Raw genomic sequence first — 18,222 nt, 5'->3', positions numbered from 1 at the left:
ATCAGGCCCCCTCAACGTCTTCGAAGTCGGTATCGGTCTCTTCGGCGTCTTCCGGCTCAGTACCGCTGCGGAATTTAGCCAAATAGGGACCGAAAGCTTCTTCGCTTAACCAGAACTGCAGCATGTTAGTCACGCCGTTACTGGTTAGCGTAGCACCAGATAGTGCGTCTACTTCGTATTCGCCGCTAGCGCCGCCCTTGGTCAGGTGGATCTCCGGTGAGAGGTCGCCCTCTTCATCGTAAATCTTTTTCCCTTCCCACTGAGCCTGCCAGCGAGGATTGTTTACTTCAGCACCCAGGCCTGGCGTTTCACTGTGCTCATAGTAGGTGATACTAACAATCGTATTGCCATCACCCTCTACTGCCAGGAAACCGCGCATTAAGCCCCACAGACCTTGACCACGAATAGGGAGTACGATCTGCTCCGGATTATCTTCGCCACCAATCAAGTATACGGTGGCGTAGTTTTCGACTCGCGATAGACCTGCGATGTCCTGGTCACCGGATAGCGTGCGACCCGATGCAGGGTCACGGGCAGCTTCAAAGCTATCGTAGGTATCAGGATCAAACTCATCAGAATACTCACCGGTATCCAAGTCAACGACCCGAGCGGTGATCTCTTCGCTAAACACCTCTTCAACGTCCATGCCAGGCTCATACAGTTTGGCGACGTTCAAGATGTTGGTTTTACGATCAAGCTCCTGGTTGAGCTGTTGTGCGGGTCGCAATGCGACCGCCGCAGTCGAGACAATGACGGAGCACACGATACAAAGTGCAAACGCCACGATCAGGACTTTCTTGATGGAGTTGTTACCTTGTGCCATTAGGCAGTCTCCTCGGCCGGTACGCCGGTACGCTTAACGCGACGCTTGATGTTGGCCTGGACGAAGAAATGGTCAATCAGCGGTGCAAACAGGTTAGCAAACAAGATAGCCAACATGATGCCTTCCGGGAAAGCCGGGTTCACAACGCGAATCAATACGGTCATCACACCAATCAGCGCACCAAATATCAAACGGCCTTGGTTGGTCATCGATGCTGACACCGGGTCAGTGGCCATGAACACCATACCAAAAGCGAAACCACCGATTACCAGATGCCAGTACCACGGCATGGCAAACATCGCATTGGAGTCGGAGCCGATGAGATTAAAGAGCGTGCTGGTAGCCACCATGCCCAAAAATACGCCAAGCATGATTCGCCACGAGGCAATCCGCGTCCACAGCAGTACTGCAGCACCAATAAAGATCGCTAGAGTCGACACTTCACCCACAGAACCGGGGATGAAGCCTAGGAAGGCATCCCACCAACTAAAGGTGTCGGTCAACGCCGACATACCATCTTGGAATGCCAGCGAAAGCGCCGTCGCACCAGTGTAACCATCTGCAGCAACCCATACCGCATCGCCCGAAATCTGCGCGGGGTAGGCAAAGTAGAGGAAAGCACGGCCGGTAAGCGCTGGGTTCAAGAAATTCTTACCCGTACCACCGAAGATCTCTTTACCGATTACCACACCAAAGGTAATACCCAGCGCAACTTGCCACAACGGAATGGTCGCGGGCAGTATCAATGCGAATAGCACGGAGGTAACGAAGAAACCTTCGTTAACTTCGTGACCACGCTTGATGGCAAACAAAACTTCCCAGAAACCACCCACCACAAAAGTGACTAAGTAGATTGGCAAGAAGTAAGTCGCGCCAAGGACAAAGTTAGCCCATAAGCTGCTGGCATCATGACCTGACGCCAAGGTCGTCATAATCGCTTCGCGCCAGCCACCCATAGAAGCGTAGCCTGCATCAATAGCCGTGTTTGCTTGCCAGCCTGCGTTCCACATACCAAAGAACATTGCTGGGAAGGTACACAGCCACACGGTAATCATGATGCGCTTAAGGTCGATACCGTCACGCACGTGGGCGGTAGTTTTAGTAACGCTTGGCGGTGAGTAAAAAATGGTATCTACCGCTTCAAAGAGCGGATAGAACTTTTCGTACTTTCCGCCTTTGTGGAAATGCGGCTCGATATTTTGGAGTGTCTGTTGAATACCCATCATCAGGCCTCTTTCTCGATCATGGTGAGATTGTCACGCAGGATGGGGCCATATTCGTATTTGCCGGGGCAAACGTACGTACACAGCGCCAGGTCCTCTTCGTCCAGCTCCAAACACCCAAGCTGCATGGCAACCTCAATGTCGCCCACGATCAGCGAACGCAGTAACTGAGTTGGCATGATATCCAGCGGCATCACCGTTTCATATGAGCCAACGGGCACCATCGCGCGCTCTGAGCCATTGGTTGATGTGGTGGGTGCGTAGTTACGCAAGCCTTTAATTCTGGAAAGATAGATCCCCAGGACAGAATGTCGATCTGCGCCCAGTGATAGCCACCCAAGTAAGATGCGCTTATTGCCTTCTTCAATCAGGCTAATTTGATTGCTAAAGCGTCCCAGATAGGTAAGTTTGCCTTCTGCAGTAAAGCCAGAAAATACAGAACCAGAAATGACACGGGTGTCGTCGGGTTTGATGACTTCTTCTGCCAGGAGTTCATCCGTGCTAGCGCCGATACGGGTACGCACCAAGCGAGGATTTTCAGCACGTGGGCCACCAATGGCAACCACGCGGCTCATATCCAGCTTCCCTTCTACAAAGAACTTACCGAACGCGATAACGTCCTGATAGCCGATGTGCCAAACCTGTTTATGCAGGGCGACGGGAGAAAGGTAATGAATATGGGTGCCCACTAGCCCAGCTGGGTGCGGACCCGTAAAGCTTTCGGTTTTAACACCTTCCACCTCACCGCCCGGAATTGAGGCATTTTCCCCTGTACAAAGAAAGACGTTGCCCTCGGTCAGGCGCGCTAACACCTTGAGGCCATCTTCAAATGCTTGCGGCTGCTCATTAATGATCAGTGCAGGATCAGGGCTTAAAGGATGGGTATCTACGGCTGTTACAAAAATATCGGCCGGGGTGCTATCGATTGCCGGTGTGCGCGAGAAAGGACGCGTGCGTAACGCCGTCCAGAGTCCCGACTCTACCAGTTGGTCAACAACGACCTGACGTTCAAGCTGCGTTAAGGCATTACGATCATGAGCAGCGAATTCAACCGCTTCCTCAGTCTCGTCGACTTTGATCACAACAGATAGTAAACGACGTTTTTCGCCACGGTTTATTGCAAGCACTTCACCGGCAGCGGGCGCTGTATAGCGCACACCATCAATTTTCTTGTCGGTGAAGAGCAATTGGCCTAGTTTGACCTTATCCCCTTCCTGGACTTCCATCGTCGGCTTCATGCCAACGTAGTCGGTACCCAGGATTGCCACGTGGCGCACAGGCCGCGCATCTTCAATACGCTGCTCGGGCGCTCCCGCGATGGGGAGATCCAGGCCTTTTTTGACTTCGATCATAGTCTCGCCCAGTTGTTGGATCGGATATACGAAGGTATGGGGTTCGAATGCTTATTTTCTGCTCAGCGAATTGTTATTTTCTGCTCAGATTGTTACCAGTCCGGCCCAAGCAGCACTTGAACCACCCCGAAAAATCCATCGTATTATAAAGATAAGCGCGTCCAATGACCACATCCCTGATGATCTCCAAAAGTGCTATATACATTGACAAAAGGAAGGCATAGAGACAAAAAAACGCCACCCGAAGGTGGCGCTGCATCATTATTTCGCCTGATAGCCCCGCGGAGAAGCTAATTTAGCAATATTATTATTTAGCTATTTATTAGCGCGGCAACTTTAAAAACCGCACATTAGACATCTGTTGTAAAATACGCACGACTTGGCAGCTATAACCAAATTCGTTGTCGTACCACATATAGACAACCGCATGATGACCGTTGGCGATAGTCGCTTTGGCGTCAACAATGCCAGCATGACGATTGCCTACAAAGTCCGACGAGACCACTTCTGCCGAGTCAACGAAGTCAATTTGCTTTTGGTAAGCAGAATCAATTGACATGCGGCGCAAGTAATCGTTTAGCGCAGCCGCATCAGTCGTTTTGTCCAGTGTCAGGTTAAGAATGGCCATGGAGACATTCGGGATGGGTACGCGAATCGCGTTACCAGTCAGCTTACCCTCAAGCTCTGGCAGTGCTTTAGAGACAGCTTTAGCCGCGCCCGTCTCGGTTAATACCATGTTCAACGCCGCACTGCGGCCACGACGATCGCCTTTGTGGTAGTTATCGATCAGGTTTTGGTCATTAGTGTAAGCATGCACGGTCTCAACGTGACCGTTGACCACACCATACTCATCGTTAAGCACCTTCAACACCGGCACGATCGCGTTAGTGGTGCACGACGCGGCAGAAACAATAAGATCATCGTCGCCAATCGATTCGTGATTAATACCATAAACGATATTTTTGATATCGCCTTTACCCGGCGCGGTCAGCAGCGCTTTGGCAGCCCCTTTACACTTCAGGTGCTGGCCCAGACCCTCTTCGTCACGCCAAATTCCAGTATTATCAACGATAACGGCGTTGTTGATATCGTAGGTGGTGTAGTCGATTTCACTCGGTGAATCGGCATAGATTACCTGAATGACATTGCCATTGACGGTTAGCGTGCGCGCTTCTGCATCGACCATGATGGTGCCGTCAAAGGGGCCGTGTACGGAATCGCGTCGCAGCAGACTGGCGCGCTTTTCAAGGTCCTTTGCCACATCGCCACGGCCACGTACAACAATAGCGCGCAGGCGTAGCAGGTTGCCACCACCGGCTTTTTCAACCATCACCCGAGCCAATAACCGGCCAATACGGCCAAAACCATAAAGCACCACATCTTGTGGCTCACCGGTGCTAGCGCCTGGCTGATAACCATCAATAATTTCTTGCAGCTCTTTGCGCAGAAAGGCTTCAACATCGCCCCCGCCCTGGCGCTTAAACATTACCCCCAACTTGCCCACATCGACATGCGCAGGGCCAAGATTCAACTCTACCATGCCTTTAAGAATCGGATAGGTATCTTCAACGGAGAGTTCGGTTCCCTCCAGTTTGCGTACAAAGCGGTGGTCTTTGAGAATACGGATGACTGACCGTTTGATGAGCGAGCGTCCGAACATGGTGGCAACAACATTATTCTGACGATAGAGCTGCCCTACCAATGGGATCATCTGCTCCGCCAAGGCTTCGTTGCCTTGCCATTCTTGAAAAACGTTTTCGAGCGCTTGCTGACTCACGTGCGGCCTCATCAGGTAATGGACAATATTTCAGACACATTATCCGGGGCAAGCGCAGTCGTCGCAATGAAAGGATAGTCGCACAACATGTAGGGGTATTACAGAAATGCCAATCTCACTACAAAACCACTTTCACAACAGATTAACCCGCTACCTTAAGCCGCGGCACTCTAACTGAAACGGGTGATCGTGTATGATCTGTTTTCCGTTTCAGCGCAAAACGATATCTTGCTTATGCCGACTTTCTCTCTGCTCGAACCGCCCCAGCCCCAAGGGACTCGCGATACGCTCTACTGGTCATCGCCACCGGGCAGCGCGACTGCTCTGGCTCTTTCACGCGTAGCCAAGCACGCCCCACTATTGGTAATTACCCCCAATACGGCTAGTGCGCAGCGCCTGGAACAAGATCTTAACTTTTATAGCGATGTACCCGTACTGCCTTTCCCCGATTGGGAAACGCTGCCCTACGATAGCTTTTCGCCCCACCAGGACATTGTCTCAGCGAGGCTGCGCACCCTGCGCCAGCTTCAGGATGGCGTTCGTGGCATCGTATTGGTGCCAATCAATACGCTGATGCAGCGCTTACCGCCGGTTGAGTACATCGCCGGGCGGGTAATGACGCTCAAAACCGGTGAGCGCTTGAATCGCGAAGCGTTCCGGGAATCGCTTTCGCGGGCGGGTTATCGCGCCGTGGAAACGGTGTATGAACCCGGCGAATACGCCATGCGTGGCGCGTTGATCGACCTGTTTGCGATGGGCATGGACGAACCGATTCGCATCGACCTGTTTGACGATGAGATCGACACACTGCGTCACTTCGACCCCGGCAGCCAGCGCTCAACCGATAAACTTGAATCGCTAGAGTTGCTACCCGCCCACGAGTACTCGTTGAGCCGAAGTGCCATCGCCTGTTTTCGTGAGCAATTTGAAACCCTCTTTGATGTCGACCCGCGCCAGTGTCCCCTTTATAACGACGCATTAAAGGGCATTCCTTCACCGGGGCTTGAGCACTATCTGCCGCTGTTTTTTGAGCAGACCGCTTCGCTGTTTGAGCACCTAACCGACGACACCCGGGTCGCCCTACTGCCGGGTGTGCTTCATGCGGCCGAACAGCACTGGCAGTCTATTGATGCACGCTACGTTAACCTGGGTGTTGACCCTACACGGCCACTGCTGCCACCTCACCGGGCGTTTTTCCCAGTTAGTGATGTTTTTTCGGCTATAAAAGCACAACCGCGCATTGAACTCACTGAAGACAGCGAGCAGCGCCATGCGCATCTGCCTGAAGCAGCACCATTGCCTACGCTGTCGATTAATGCCCGCGCCAAGCAGCCACTTGGCGAGCTTACGGCGTTTTTGAAGTCTCATGCCGACACCCGAGTGCTGTTTGTAGCGGAATCACGGGGCCGCCGCGAAGCGCTGGAAGAGATATTAGCGCCGCTTAAGCTCTCGCTCCCGCATACCGACAGCTTTCACGACTTTCTCGCCAGCGATTACACCTACGCCATTACCGAAGGTTTGGTGGACAGCGGCCTGTGGCTGAACAACCCAAGCGTTGCAGTGATCAGCGAGACAGAGCTATTTGGCGATGTGGTACGACAGAGCAGGCGGCGTGAAAAAGCTACCGATGATAACGAGCTTGCGGTCCGCCATCTGTCAGAACTACACGAAGGCGCGCCGGTGGTTCACCAGGCGCATGGCGTTGGCCGCTACATGGGGCTGGAAACATTGGAGGCCGGTGGGCAGGCAAATGAGTTTTTGGCGCTTTCCTACGCCGATGGCGCCAAACTTTATGTGCCGGTCGACAGCCTGCATATGATCTCCCGCTACAGCGGTGCCGGTGACGAATTAGCACCACTACATAAGCTGGGTTCCGATCAGTGGGAAAAAGCCCGCCGCAAAGCCGCCGAGAAGATTCGTGATACCGCCGCGGAACTTTTGGATGTTTACGCTCGCAGGGAAGCTCAACAGGGCGTGGTCTACGAAGCGCCAGGCGATGAGTATGTTCGCTTTGCGAGCAACTTTCCATTCGAGGAGACTCCCGACCAGCACGCAGCCATTGAAGCGGTGATCAGCGACATGACGTCACCGCAGCCCATGGATCGCGTGGTATGTGGTGACGTAGGCTTCGGCAAAACCGAAGTGGCCATGCGCGCGGCGTTTATCGCCGTGCAATCAGGTCGCCAAGTTGTGGTCCTGGTGCCTACCACGCTACTGGCGCGTCAACACTTTGAAAATTTCCGCGACCGTTTTGCCGACACCGCCGTTAATATCGGCTTGATATCGCGCTTTACCAGCGGCAAAGAGGTTACCCAAACATTAGAGAGTGTGAAAAGCGGCCAAACCGATATCGTGATTGGCACCCATAAACTGCTCTCTAAAAGCGTTGAGCTACCCAAAATGGGACTCCTCATCATCGATGAGGAGCACCGCTTTGGGGTAGCACAAAAAGAGAAGCTCAAAACGCTGCGCGCAGAAGTCGATATTTTGACCCTGACCGCGACGCCTATTCCGCGCACGCTAAATATGGCCATGAGCGGCATCCGCGATTTGTCGATTATCGCCACCCCGCCCGCTCGCCGCCTGTCGGTCAAAACCTTTGTTCAGCAGCACGATGCCAGCATCATTAAAGAAGCTCTGCTGCGTGAGATACTGCGCGGTGGTCAGGTCTACGTACTACATAATGAAGTCAAAACCATTGAGAACAGTGCCGAAAAAATCCGTGAACTGATTCCTGAAGCGCGGGTGGCGGTTGCCCACGGCCAACTGCCTGAGCGCAGCCTCGAACGCATCATGTCGGATTTCTATCATCGCCGTTTTAACGTGCTTGTATGCTCGACCATTATTGAAACCGGTATTGATGTGCCTAGCGCCAATACCATTATTATCGAGCGCGCCGATAAGTTTGGCTTGGCACAGCTTCACCAGTTGCGGGGCCGAGTTGGCCGTAGCCACCATCAGGCTTATGCTTACCTGCTGACACCGCCCCCTAAAGCGATGACCCGTGATGCCATCAAACGCCTGGAAGCCATTAGCGCTTCGGACGATCTAGGTGCTGGCTTCACCCTGGCCAGCCACGACATGGAAATACGTGGGGCGGGCGAACTACTGGGTGATGAACAGAGTGGCCAGATGGAGACCATTGGCTATACACTTTATATGGAGATGCTTGACCGGGCAGTGAAGGCCATTCGTGCGGGTAAAACACCCAATATTGATGCGCCCTTCAATACCGGCGTGGAAATTAGCCTTAACCTGCCTGCATTGATCCCCAATGACTATATTCATGATGTGCAGCAACGTCTGGTGATATATAAGCGAATTGCCAACACTCAGAGCGATGGCGAGCTCCGAGAGCTACAGGTTGAGCTTATTGACCGTTTCGGTTTACTGCCTGCACCCCTTAAGAATCTTATCCGTCAGACCAAGCTTCGCCATCGTGCAGAACAGCTAGGTATCAGCAAGATTGAAGCGGGCGAGAGCCGCGGACGTGTACTGTTTGATGGTTCAACTCAAGTAGATCCTCTGACCCTGGTGACGCTCATTCAGACCTCTCCGAAGCACTACCGTTTGGACGGTTCGGACACATTAAGATTTGAATTGCCAATGGAAAGCGTCGACAAACGCTTTCAACAGCTTGAAAACCTACTTAGTACGCTTAATCAAAAAGTAGCGGCGGCGTGACGCTTGGGGCAAACTTGACAGTAGCCATGCCCTAGTTAACCCACCTCGTGGATTAGCATCAGTGGCCCAACGACGCGCATCAGCAGTGAATTAACATATTAGGAATGATCATGAACATTCGCGACACTTTTACCCTCTGGGGCCCCACCAGCTTGGCAGTGCTATTAGCCGCGAGCTTGGCGAGCCCTGCTTTTGCGCAATCAGCTGCTGAGCAGGCCGACAGCCAACCCCAAGAGCTAGCTCAAGAGCAGGAGCAGGAGCAAAACCAAGAGCAGCAACAGGAAATCAGCATAGACGCTGTCGACAGCGCCGCTCAGGTTGCTGACCAAGATGAACTGCCTCGTGGTCACTTCCGCCTACCCGAAAGCGGTGACATTATTGGTGAGAGCTACACGGTTGTGGTCGAAGACCCCAAGCAGACGCTAATTGATATCGCCCGTCGCCATAACATTGGCTATGAAGAAATTCGCATGGCCAACCCAGATGTCAGCTTATGGGTGCCTGGCGTGGGTACCGAGGTAGTGATCCCCGCTCAGTACATTTTGCCGCCTGCCCCACGCGAAGGGGTGGTGGTTAACCTTTCAGAGCTACGTCTCTACTACTACCCTGCTGACAAGCCCGGCATCGTTGAAACGTACCCGGTCAGCGTAGGGCGTGAAGAGTTCGCAACGCCAGTGGGCATTACCCGCACCACCGTTAAAGTTAAAGACCCTGCCTGGGCGCCCCCCTCCTCCATGCGTCGTGAAGCAGCTGAACGTGGTGAACCAGCGCCTTCCGTGGTGCCACCAGGTCCTGACAATCCACTGGGCGAGCATGCAATTCTACTCGCCATGCCGAGCTATCTAATACACGGCACCAACCGCCCTGACGGCGTCGGTATGCGCGTTAGCCGCGGCTGCATCCGTATGTACCCTGAGGATATCAAATCGCTTTACGAGCGCTTACCGAGCGGTACACAGGTTAATTTAATGGATGCGCCATTTAAAGCAGGCTGGGCTTCCGACGGCACGCTGTTTGTACAGTCGTTTCCGCAGTTGGAAGAGAACGTGGAAGGCTTTGAGCCTCTGCTAAATGCCGTAGAGCGCGTTACTGAGCTGACTGACAACGACATCGAAATAGATGCCGAACAGATACAGCGGGCCGTTGAAGCCCCCGATGGCCGCTTTATTGCCCTGCATGGCCCACAAGCGCCGGCACCGGAGCCTGAGCCAGAACCTGTTGAGCTGATTAACGAAGTTGAGCTCAGCGCTACAACTAGTGGCGAAGAAGAAACTTAATATGCTGATACTGCAGTAACAAAAAACCCCGCCGAGGCGGGGTTTTTTGCGTAGCTAGCGGCAAAAACTGCTTACCTAACATCTTTACCAACTACGACTTGCATACAGCAACCGCTGAAAGAGCCTAGTGGCTCCCCAGCAGCTCCAAGCAGAATTACTTCTGCATGGAACGCTGGAACATGCGGTTCATTTCTTCACGGTTCTGCTCAGACATCTGCAGAGCAGCCTGCGCATCGCGCTGGGCTTGGTTTGCAGTGTTCATAGCTTGTGAAGCCATGCTACGTGCTTCTGCAGCGTCAGCCTGTGCAGATTCTGCAGTCATGCGAACTTCTTCCAGCGCGCTGGTAGAAGCACAACCAGCAAGAATTGCCAGAGAAGCGGCAGCAGCAGTCATCTTCAGAGTAGTTTTCAAAGTCATAATGTTCTCCTTGAGTCGTCCTTGGGTACTACATTAAGGGTATGACAAAAATAAGGCTACGCACTTTTCTGACGTACTTAGCTTAAATTTGTCTACCTGCGGTGCAGGTTCTTTACAGTGACTTGTTTTGCGATGCTCGCAAGTCAAACGCTGTTTTATAATAGACTACAACGGTTGTCTATAGCCACTTGTTTAAAACCTCGAACTTCCTTCAACGTCACTAGCTTAACGGATCACTACACGGGTGCCAACACCCACTAATTCTGCCAAGCGATCAATTTGTGCGTTGGTAACGGCTACACAGCCTTGGGTCCAATGATAGCGACCATGAATATCGGGGTCCGCGCTACCCAAGCCATGAATCCCAATCGCCCCACCCAGAGCAGTATTTTGCGGTGGATGACCGTTACGTCGGTAGTAGTCGAAGTAATCTTCATAATCGGTTTGGGAATAAATCCCTTTTTCAAGCGCCATGCGTGCATGGGCTGGCGTTGGGAAATCAATCCCCATGAAGGTACGCCACTGGCTTTCGTAATTAAAACGATTGATACGAAACTCACCCTTAGGAGTCACGTTATCGCCACGAACGCGCTGAGTCTTCGCCCCTGCACGCCCCAGGGATATGGGTGCATAGCGCTCTAAAAGCGTGTTACCACGGAACACACTGAGTGTAGCCTCTTGATCATCAATCAGTACCCACAGCTCATTGCTATGGCGCGGCACATGGGCGCGCGTAAGCATTGTTTCGATAAGGTCAGAGGGAGCAGCCTGGTTAGGTGCAGTGACAGCAGCGCTAGCAACCGCTGGCAAGCTCAGCGCCATAGCTAAAAACCGACGGCGATTGATTAAAAACATAACAGCTCTCGAAACATAGTAGCCTGTGGTTGACCAACTAAACGCATAGGGTGGCTGTTATACCTTATTCCCGCATCCGCCGTTAGTAATTTCGTCATAGCACCGCTTTGGGTCGTCCCGAAGCGATGATGCACTCGCCAGTGGCACATACGCATTAAACGCCCTGCAACTCTTCCATACTCGCCATCATATGGCGTATTTCAGAATTATGCCCTTCCGCTAGCGAATCAAAGAACTCTGCTTCGGGTTCAATTCTCGAACGTGCGGCACGATGCTTATACAACGCCTGCAAACGCTCATGGGCAGTTGTGGCTGTTTTCATGGCATCTTCTATGGAGCCTGTAACGGTTTGATCCGCAATTCGATCCAGTTCTGGTGGCTCAGGGAATTCGCTCGACTCGTCGAACCACGTCTCCAGCACCTCAGAATGATCCGTACCGTCATGAAACAAGTCTTCAAGACCCGTTTTCATCTTCAATTCACGGCTGGCGAGATAATCTAATCCCATTTTTAAGCGTTCATTGTCGGCTTTATCGGCGGCCTCGCTGTATTGACGCGCCATTCGCGCGTGAAAGCCTGCCGCCCATTCGACTAAATCTTTAACTTGGTTATAGCGCATCATGATCTCCTTTTCGTGGTGCTTACTTGACCAGCGGATAAAATCGAGCCTTTTACCACTCCAGGCTGGTTTCACGCAGAGCAGCTATTTCGCGCTTTGCCGCCTGAAGATTATCCAGCAATTGCTGAGGCAAACTCGCTTGACTATCCACCTTAATCATAGCGGGATTATGAGTAGTACGCCGCGCAGCCCCTTCATCGCTATGCAGGCGTTCAAGCTGACCTGTCAGCCAATTCAACCAACTTTCCGGCTGAGCGTTTAAGTCGCGCAGACGCTGTAGCTCTGCCAAAGCCGGACCTTGCTGAGATAACAATACACGCCAGCGATGCTCTGGCAAGCGCGCGTGCTCAGTAACTTCACGTAGAAGCGACTCTAACGCCAGCTCAAAGAGCGCCAACGCGCTCTCCTCCAGCGCCATCTGCCGCGAAGGGGAATGCTCACCCTCCCCCGCTGGCATAATGGCTAACAGCTCCGCTTGGTAGAGTAACTGATTGGTTCGCGAGCGTGCATTCACTTGCGCTTATCCTCCACGTGCCATTTACCAGCCTCAAACATGGCCTTCCAGCCGGTGGCTTTGCCCTCTTCGTCAGTCATTACAAACTGCTCTTTCGTCTTACGCGAATAACGGATTTGAGCGGGACGACCATCGGGGTCTTCACTAGGTGCTTTGAGAATAAAATGGTACTTCTCAGGCAACTCTTCGGCATGCGCTTTTAGCTCTTTCACCAGCGGCGGCCTCGTTTCGCGATTTTTAGGAAATTTGCTCGCCGCCAAAAATAGGCCACTCGCGCCATCGCGCAGCACGTAATGGTCATCCACTTTTTGACACGCCAGCTCCGGCATCGGAATTGGATCCATTTTTGGCGGTGCCACTTCGCCACTCTTCAATAATTTGCGAGTGTTTTTACACTCGCTATTGGTGCAGCCAAAATACTTACCAAAGCGACCTGATTTCAACTGCATCTCAGCGCCACACTTATCGCACTCGATTACAGGCCCGTCATAGCCTTTAATCTTGAATTTACCGCTTTCCACCTCATACCCATCACAATCAGGGCTGTTGCCACAAATGTGCAATTTGCGCGTTTCATCAATTAGGTAGTTGTCCATTGCCGTGCCACACTTGGTGCAGCGACGCTTAGCACGCAGTGCATTAGTTTCAGCCTCTTCACCCGCATCCTCCGCTACTGCTTCTTCACCTGGAATCAGGTCGATGGTGGTCTTGCAGCGCTCTTTTGGCGGCAAGTTGTAGCCGCTACAGCCCAGGAACACGCCTGTGGAAGCGGTGCGAATTTGCATATGGCGGCCACATTTCGGGCAGTCAATATTAGTGGGCACCGGCTGATTGGGCCGCATACCATCTTCGCTCTCCGCCTTGGCTAACTCTTCACGAAACTCACCGTAGAAAGCATCTAGCAAAGCCTGCCAGTTACGCTCGCCTTCGGCGACTTCATCAAGGCTATCTTCCATGCGCGCAGTGAATGAGAAATCCATCAAATCAGGGAAGGACTCTTTCAGCCGCTCGGTAACGATATCGCCAAGCTTCTCGGCATAAAAGCGGCGGTTTTCAAGCTTCACATAGCCGCGATCCTGAATCGTGGAGATAATCGATGCATAGGTAGAAGGACGACCAATCCCCTGCTTCTCGAGCTCTTTCACCAGGCTTGCTTCGGTGTAACGCGGTGCAGGCTTGGTAAAGTGCTGCTGAGGATCAAGCGCTTCCAACGCCATCGGCGTGCCTTTAGGCAAGTCAGGCAGGCTCTGATCTTCATTTTTACCGCTTGGCTTCATCACCCGTGTATAGCCATCAAATTTAAGCACGCGCCCTTTAGCACGCAGCTCATACCCATCAACCTCAACGCTAAGCGTGCTGGACAGGTACTCAGCAGGCGTCATCTGGCAAGCCACAAACTGACGCCATATCAGCTCGTAAAGACGCTCTGCATCGCGCTCCATGCCGGACAGGTCTGATGCTTTACGTTCAACGCTGGAGGGGCGAATCGCCTCGTGGGCTTCTTGAGCACTCTCTTTACTGCTGTAACGATTAGGCGCTTCAGGCAGATAGCGCTCGCCAAACTCTTCGCCGATATAACTGCGCACGCCTTCCACTGCATCTTTTGAAAGATTGGTGGAGTCAGTACGCATATAGGTGATATAGCCCGCTTCATACAGACGCTGGGCCATGGTCATGGTCTTCTTAACAGAAAATCCTAACCGGCCACTCGCGGCCTGCTGTAGCGTAGAGGTAATAAAGGGCGCTGTCGGCTTGGAGCTGGTGGGCTTATCTTCCCGCGAAGTAATCGCAAGTTTGGCTTTTCTAAGCTGCTCAATACGCGCCAGGGTGTCTTTTTCAGAGGTGGGCTTAAAGGCTTTGCCATCTTGACGAACCAGGGCAAAACGCACCAGCTCACCCTCGGGAGAGGCCAAATCCGCGTGCACATCCCAAAACTCTTCAGGAATAAAGGCACGAATTTCGCGCTCGCGTTCAACAATTAGACGCACCGCGACGGACTGTACACGGCCAGCCGAAAGCCCACGCGCCACTTTCGCCCACAGCAAAGGTGAAAGCATAAAGCCCACCACGCGATCCAGGAAACGCCTAGCTTGCTGTGCTTCCACCCGGGGAATATTTAGCGCGCCCGGAGCTTTGAACGCGTCCTGTATGGCATTTTTGGTGATTTCATTAAACACCACGCGCTTATAGCGGCTGTCGTCTCCACCGATAGTCTCACGCAGGTGCCAGGCAATGGCCTCCCCTTCGCGGTCCAAATCCGTTGCGAGATAGACAGCGTCGGCTTTCTCAGCCAATTTTTTCAGCTCAGCCACCACTTTCTCTTTGCCTGGCAGCACCTCATAGCGCGCCTCCCAGCCATTGTTGGGGTCAATCCCCATCCGCCGAATCAGCTGATCTTGGCTTTTACGCTTCTTATATTCCACCTTCTCTTCCGCCGACATCTTGCGTGTCGCTGCGGCCTGGCGTGCGCGCTCCTTAGGATCGGAGGCTGCCTTACCTGAGCCGCTGGTCGGCAGGTCACGAATGTGACCCACGCTCGACTTCACGATGAAATCGTTGCCGAGATATTTGTTAATCGTCTTCGCTTTAGCCGGCGACTCGACGATGACCAGTGACTTGCCCATAGTGCTCCACTTTCCTAATGCACGGACTGTCTAGCACGTGCTCTAAATTCGGTGCCGTATCGCCGGGATGAAACCGCCCGCTAACAAAGATACGGATGAAAAAATGCGCCTACCCTACCCCAGCCCTTAGCTAAGCGCCAGTAGCAACCAACGCGCAGGGAAAATACGTAGATTTCAGGCAACCAAGGTTATATTTCAGATAAATAGTAGCTAGACACTAGACTGCCACTGGCATTACGGCAACCCAAAAGGCACACAGACAAACAAAGCGCCCCCACCATATAGGCGGGGGCGCTGTGAGCTAACACACTGTTTTAGCGATTGTTAGACGGATTCTCACCTCCGCTAGTGCTGCCAGGTTTCACTGATGGCTTAGTGCTTTCCTCATCGGTGGCAGAGAGTTTAGTGGCTTTTTCCTCTGTTTCTTCAGGCGCAGCCGAGGGCTCAACAGATGTTAGCTTAGCTGCTTTTGGCTTAGCTTCTCCTGTATTATCTTTTGCCTGACTAATTCCTTCCGATTTAACAGCTTCTTGCTTGGGTTTGATAGTTTCTGATTTAGCAGCTTCCGGTTTGGTAGCTTCTGGCTCAATAACTTTTTTATCAGCTTTACCAACCACGCCAGCCTTAGCGGTTTTTGACTTTGCTGGTGTTTTCGCCTTTGCCTTGGCAGCATTAGGAGTAGCAGGTGCTTCCTTTTTGCTAGGCCGTGCCTGATCAAAAAGCGCTTTTATCTGATCAAAGCGTTTAGCAGCATGCTCTGAAAGCTCGCCACTAGCGGCAAACACGTGTTCAAGGTGGCTAATATAGCCATCAATATCCTCGTTGCTATCACCCTTGAGCAAAATAGGCAGTGAATTCAGTGCTTGCTCACGATCCAGCTTCAAGATAAAGAATTGCTCGCGCACTAAGCGCTTAAATTCACTTAACTCAGTACCTGGCTCAAGCTCAGCACGCGAGGCGCGTAGCCGTTTAAAGTTACGTTCGTCCGTGGCTGGAGCACCGCCCACCACATAGATAAGCGAACGCATAACCGCTTCATGGGCACCACCGTGGGCAATTTTCTCGCGCAACGCTTCCTGGCGCTCCTGGAGAAAGCGGCGATGCTCGGGCTCAGCGCCTGGGCGGCGGCGGTGCACATGGGCATCACCATAGAGACCAACGGCGGCCTGCAAAAGCGGCTGACCGTAGATTTCCATAAACATTTTTTCGGTACTGCTGTCGCGCAGATCACGCATCGCATTCAGGCTAGCAACCAGTTGATCAGAGCCCATGGTCTCAAACGCTTTAAACAGATTGTCCTGGGATACTGGATGACGATTTTTGCGTACCGCATCTGCCAAGACCGGTAATGGTACCGACAACGGATTGCGGTCAGACAGTAGCTTATAACCCAACCGAATAGGTTGCATACGGCGAATCAAGCGCGCCGCCTCGGGTGTCATTATGGCTTTTAGCCAGGGTTGTATAAAGAGCCGATACATACCCAGGTTAATTTCCGAGATACGAGCCACCGTTGCAAAGCGACGGTCATCCTCAGGTTTGTGCTTTACAGCTTGATCTAGCTCTTCAAAGTCACGAGGCATGAACTCAAGTAAGTAATCACGCTCGAATAACTCAGCGTCTTCACCCTCTTCTGCTGGTGTTACCGTGGTTTCATATAACCCTGGCGGTAACACATCGATGTAATCCATGTTCGCCGTGAACTCGGTATGCTCTTTACGCGATACGCTACCAGATACAAAAATACCCAGGTGCCCGGTAGTATCGTGCTGACAATATACGATGGTCTGTTCATGAGCGATGATGTCGTCTACATCTTCGTATAAATCACGAATCCAGCCCAGCGCCTGAGGAGGCGGAGTGATATCGTCCCCTCGTGAACAAAAGACCACGACGGGCGAACGTACATTGCGCAGATCGATACGGCGACCATCACTAGTCACCAGTTGCGCGGTAGAGAGTCGATTACCAATGAACAGGTTGTCGACGATATATTGAATCTCTTCACCACCTAATACGACGTGGCCACCCCACCAGCGTTCGAATTCAAGGTAGCGGCCCGCTTCCGTATCGATATTGTCATAAAGGTGATACTGCTTTTTCCAGTAGGTATTGGCTGGATTGAGACGCTCAAAGTTCTGCACCAGTAATGCGCCATCAAAGAGCCCATTACCCATGTCGCTGGCGAGCGCAGTAACCCAACTTCCTCCCGTCATACCACCGGTATAGCGCATAGGCGCTTTGCCATGCTCGCCCGCCCAATAAGAGAGAGGCGCGCCAGCAATAAGAATCGGGCCAAACACATCTGGCTCTAGTGCGGCCGCCATCATGATTTGCCAGCCTGCTTGGCAATTGCCCACCACCATTGGCTTTTCGGTGGTTTCGGGGTGAAGCTCGATGACATGGCGTAGAAACGCAATTTCTGAATCAACTACATCTTCGACGGTTTGACCCGGCTCAGGAAATGGCAAAAAACCAATAAAGTAGCAGGGATGCCCCGCTTTTAGCGCCACCCCCAACTCGCTGTCTGGCTTAAACCCGCCAATCCCTGGCCCATGCCCCGCACGCGGGTCGATCACTACAAAAGGACGTTTTTGTAGATCAATCTCAGTCCCTTCATGAGGTAGTACGCGTAACAACTCATAGTTGGTTGGTCGCGGCAGCGTCCGGCCATCCATTAGCACTTCAGTATCAAAACCCAATACGTTGGGTTTGGTTTGTTCCATGTGCTCAAGGTATTGATTACCACGCTCACGCATCACATCTAAATACAGAACGCTACGCTCCATGCTATCGCGCCAGTAATCAAAAGCCGCACGCCCAACCCCAAATGGGTCGAATAAGGAAGCGATCGTTTCACTACTTGGTACCACTGTGGAACCACTTTGCTGCTTTAGCCAAGCGTCAGTAAAAGCGCTGGCGGTTAGCAAAGGATTGGCGAGAAAGTTCATAGGTTCTCCCATTGGGTCGATGCGCCGGCATCAAACCGGGCAGCAATGAGGATGCTGCAATGCAATATAGTTTAGGCCACTACGTTCGCAACGTCGATCTTTACT

General features: G+C 52.5%; 12 protein-coding genes. 2 read left to right on the top strand and 10 right to left on the bottom strand.

Annotation, left to right across the window (positions count from 1 at the left end; all coding sequences use genetic code 11):
• Position 1 precedes the first annotated feature (1 nt).
• The 4 genes from HUO07_RS11395 to HUO07_RS11380 all read right to left on the bottom strand — a co-directional run bounded on the left by HUO07_RS11395 (position 2) and on the right by HUO07_RS11380 (position 5,175).
• Positions 2 to 823: a Na(+)-translocating NADH-quinone reductase subunit C gene (locus HUO07_RS11395; RefSeq protein ID WP_176303676.1), complete on the bottom strand. Its 822-nt coding sequence runs from the start codon at positions 821 to 823 to the stop codon at positions 2 to 4.
• Entirely contained in the window at positions 823 to 2,049 is a 1,227-nt protein-coding gene (locus HUO07_RS11390) for an NADH:ubiquinone reductase (Na(+)-transporting) subunit B (protein WP_176303675.1), read from the bottom strand. The genes HUO07_RS11395 and HUO07_RS11390 overlap by 1 nt, the downstream gene beginning before the upstream one ends.
• Complete coding sequence (locus HUO07_RS11385; RefSeq protein WP_176303674.1) at positions 2,049 to 3,398, bottom strand: Na(+)-translocating NADH-quinone reductase subunit A; 1,350 nt, start codon at positions 3,396 to 3,398, stop codon at positions 2,049 to 2,051. The genes HUO07_RS11390 and HUO07_RS11385 overlap by 1 nt, the downstream gene beginning before the upstream one ends.
• Positions 3,399 to 3,720: 322 nt before the next feature.
• Positions 3,721 to 5,175: a glyceraldehyde-3-phosphate dehydrogenase gene (locus HUO07_RS11380; RefSeq protein ID WP_176303673.1), complete on the bottom strand. Its 1,455-nt coding sequence runs from the start codon at positions 5,173 to 5,175 to the stop codon at positions 3,721 to 3,723.
• 234 nt (positions 5,176 to 5,409) lie between these two features.
• On the opposite strand from HUO07_RS11380, the gene mfd reads away from it, so the two are divergent.
• Together mfd and HUO07_RS11370 are read left to right on the top strand one after the other, a co-directional pair.
• Positions 5,410 to 8,859, top strand: a complete 3,450-nt coding sequence (gene mfd / locus HUO07_RS11375; protein WP_176303672.1) for a transcription-repair coupling factor — start codon at positions 5,410 to 5,412, stop codon at positions 8,857 to 8,859.
• Between the two features lie 110 nt (positions 8,860 to 8,969).
• Positions 8,970 to 10,136, top strand: a complete 1,167-nt coding sequence (locus HUO07_RS11370) for a L,D-transpeptidase family protein (protein ID WP_176303671.1) — start codon at positions 8,970 to 8,972, stop codon at positions 10,134 to 10,136.
• 154 nt (positions 10,137 to 10,290) lie between these two features.
• Here HUO07_RS11370 and HUO07_RS11365 read toward each other — a convergent pair whose 3' ends face one another.
• The 6 genes from HUO07_RS11365 to HUO07_RS11340 form a co-directional block, all read right to left on the bottom strand.
• Complete coding sequence (locus HUO07_RS11365; protein ID WP_022523170.1) at positions 10,291 to 10,554, bottom strand: Lpp/OprI family alanine-zipper lipoprotein; 264 nt, start codon at positions 10,552 to 10,554, stop codon at positions 10,291 to 10,293.
• Between the two features lie 225 nt (positions 10,555 to 10,779).
• Positions 10,780 to 11,409, bottom strand: coding sequence for a L,D-transpeptidase family protein (locus HUO07_RS11360; protein WP_176303670.1), 630 nt, complete (start codon positions 11,407 to 11,409; stop codon positions 10,780 to 10,782).
• A gap of 154 nt (positions 11,410 to 11,563) precedes the next feature.
• Positions 11,564 to 12,028 (bottom strand): ferritin family protein, encoded by a 465-nt coding sequence (locus HUO07_RS11355; protein ID WP_176303730.1) that lies wholly within the window; start codon positions 12,026 to 12,028, stop codon positions 11,564 to 11,566.
• A 52-nt stretch (positions 12,029 to 12,080) separates the two neighbouring features.
• Positions 12,081 to 12,542: a DUF6586 family protein gene (locus HUO07_RS11350; RefSeq protein WP_176303669.1), complete on the bottom strand. Its 462-nt coding sequence runs from the start codon at positions 12,540 to 12,542 to the stop codon at positions 12,081 to 12,083.
• Complete coding sequence (gene topA, locus HUO07_RS11345; RefSeq protein ID WP_176303668.1) at positions 12,539 to 15,166, bottom strand: type I DNA topoisomerase; 2,628 nt, start codon at positions 15,164 to 15,166, stop codon at positions 12,539 to 12,541. The genes HUO07_RS11350 and topA overlap by 4 nt, the downstream gene beginning before the upstream one ends.
• A 314-nt stretch (positions 15,167 to 15,480) precedes the next feature.
• On the bottom strand, positions 15,481 to 18,117 hold the full coding sequence (locus HUO07_RS11340; RefSeq protein ID WP_176303667.1) for a DUF3141 domain-containing protein: 2,637 nt from the start codon (positions 18,115 to 18,117) through the stop codon (positions 15,481 to 15,483).
• Positions 18,118 to 18,222: the final 105 nt, after the last annotated feature.

Source organism: Vreelandella maris, assembly GCF_013371085.1.
Classification (GTDB): Bacteria; Pseudomonadota; Gammaproteobacteria; order Pseudomonadales; family Halomonadaceae; genus Vreelandella; species Vreelandella maris.
The sequence above is the reverse complement of the archived record's forward strand: the minus strand, read 5'-3'. Positions and strand labels throughout refer to the sequence as shown.

Bases quoted from the DNA above. Each gene is read 5' to 3' on its own strand.
- HUO07_RS11340 (WP_176303667.1), bottom strand. From the start codon at position 18,117: ATGAACTTTCTCGCCAATCCTTTGCTAACCGCCAGCGCTTTTACTGAC.
- HUO07_RS11395 (WP_176303676.1), bottom strand. From the start codon at position 823: ATGGCACAAGGTAACAACTCCATCAAGAAAGTCCTGATCGTGGCGTTT.
- HUO07_RS11360 (WP_176303670.1), bottom strand. From the start codon at position 11,409: ATGTTTTTAATCAATCGCCGTCGGTTTTTAGCTATGGCGCTGAGCTTG.
- HUO07_RS11355 (WP_176303730.1), bottom strand. From the start codon at position 12,028: ATGCGCTATAACCAAGTTAAAGATTTAGTCGAATGGGCGGCAGGCTTT.
- topA (WP_176303668.1), bottom strand. From the start codon at position 15,166: ATGGGCAAGTCACTGGTCATCGTCGAGTCGCCGGCTAAAGCGAAGACG.
- HUO07_RS11370 (WP_176303671.1), top strand. From the start codon at position 8,970: ATGAACATTCGCGACACTTTTACCCTCTGGGGCCCCACCAGCTTGGCA.
- HUO07_RS11390 (WP_176303675.1), bottom strand. From the start codon at position 2,049: ATGATGGGTATTCAACAGACACTCCAAAATATCGAGCCGCATTTCCAC.
- HUO07_RS11365 (WP_022523170.1), bottom strand. From the start codon at position 10,554: ATGACTTTGAAAACTACTCTGAAGATGACTGCTGCTGCCGCTTCTCTG.
- HUO07_RS11385 (WP_176303674.1), bottom strand. From the start codon at position 3,398: ATGATCGAAGTCAAAAAAGGCCTGGATCTCCCCATCGCGGGAGCGCCC.
- mfd (WP_176303672.1), top strand. From the start codon at position 5,410: ATGCCGACTTTCTCTCTGCTCGAACCGCCCCAGCCCCAAGGGACTCGC.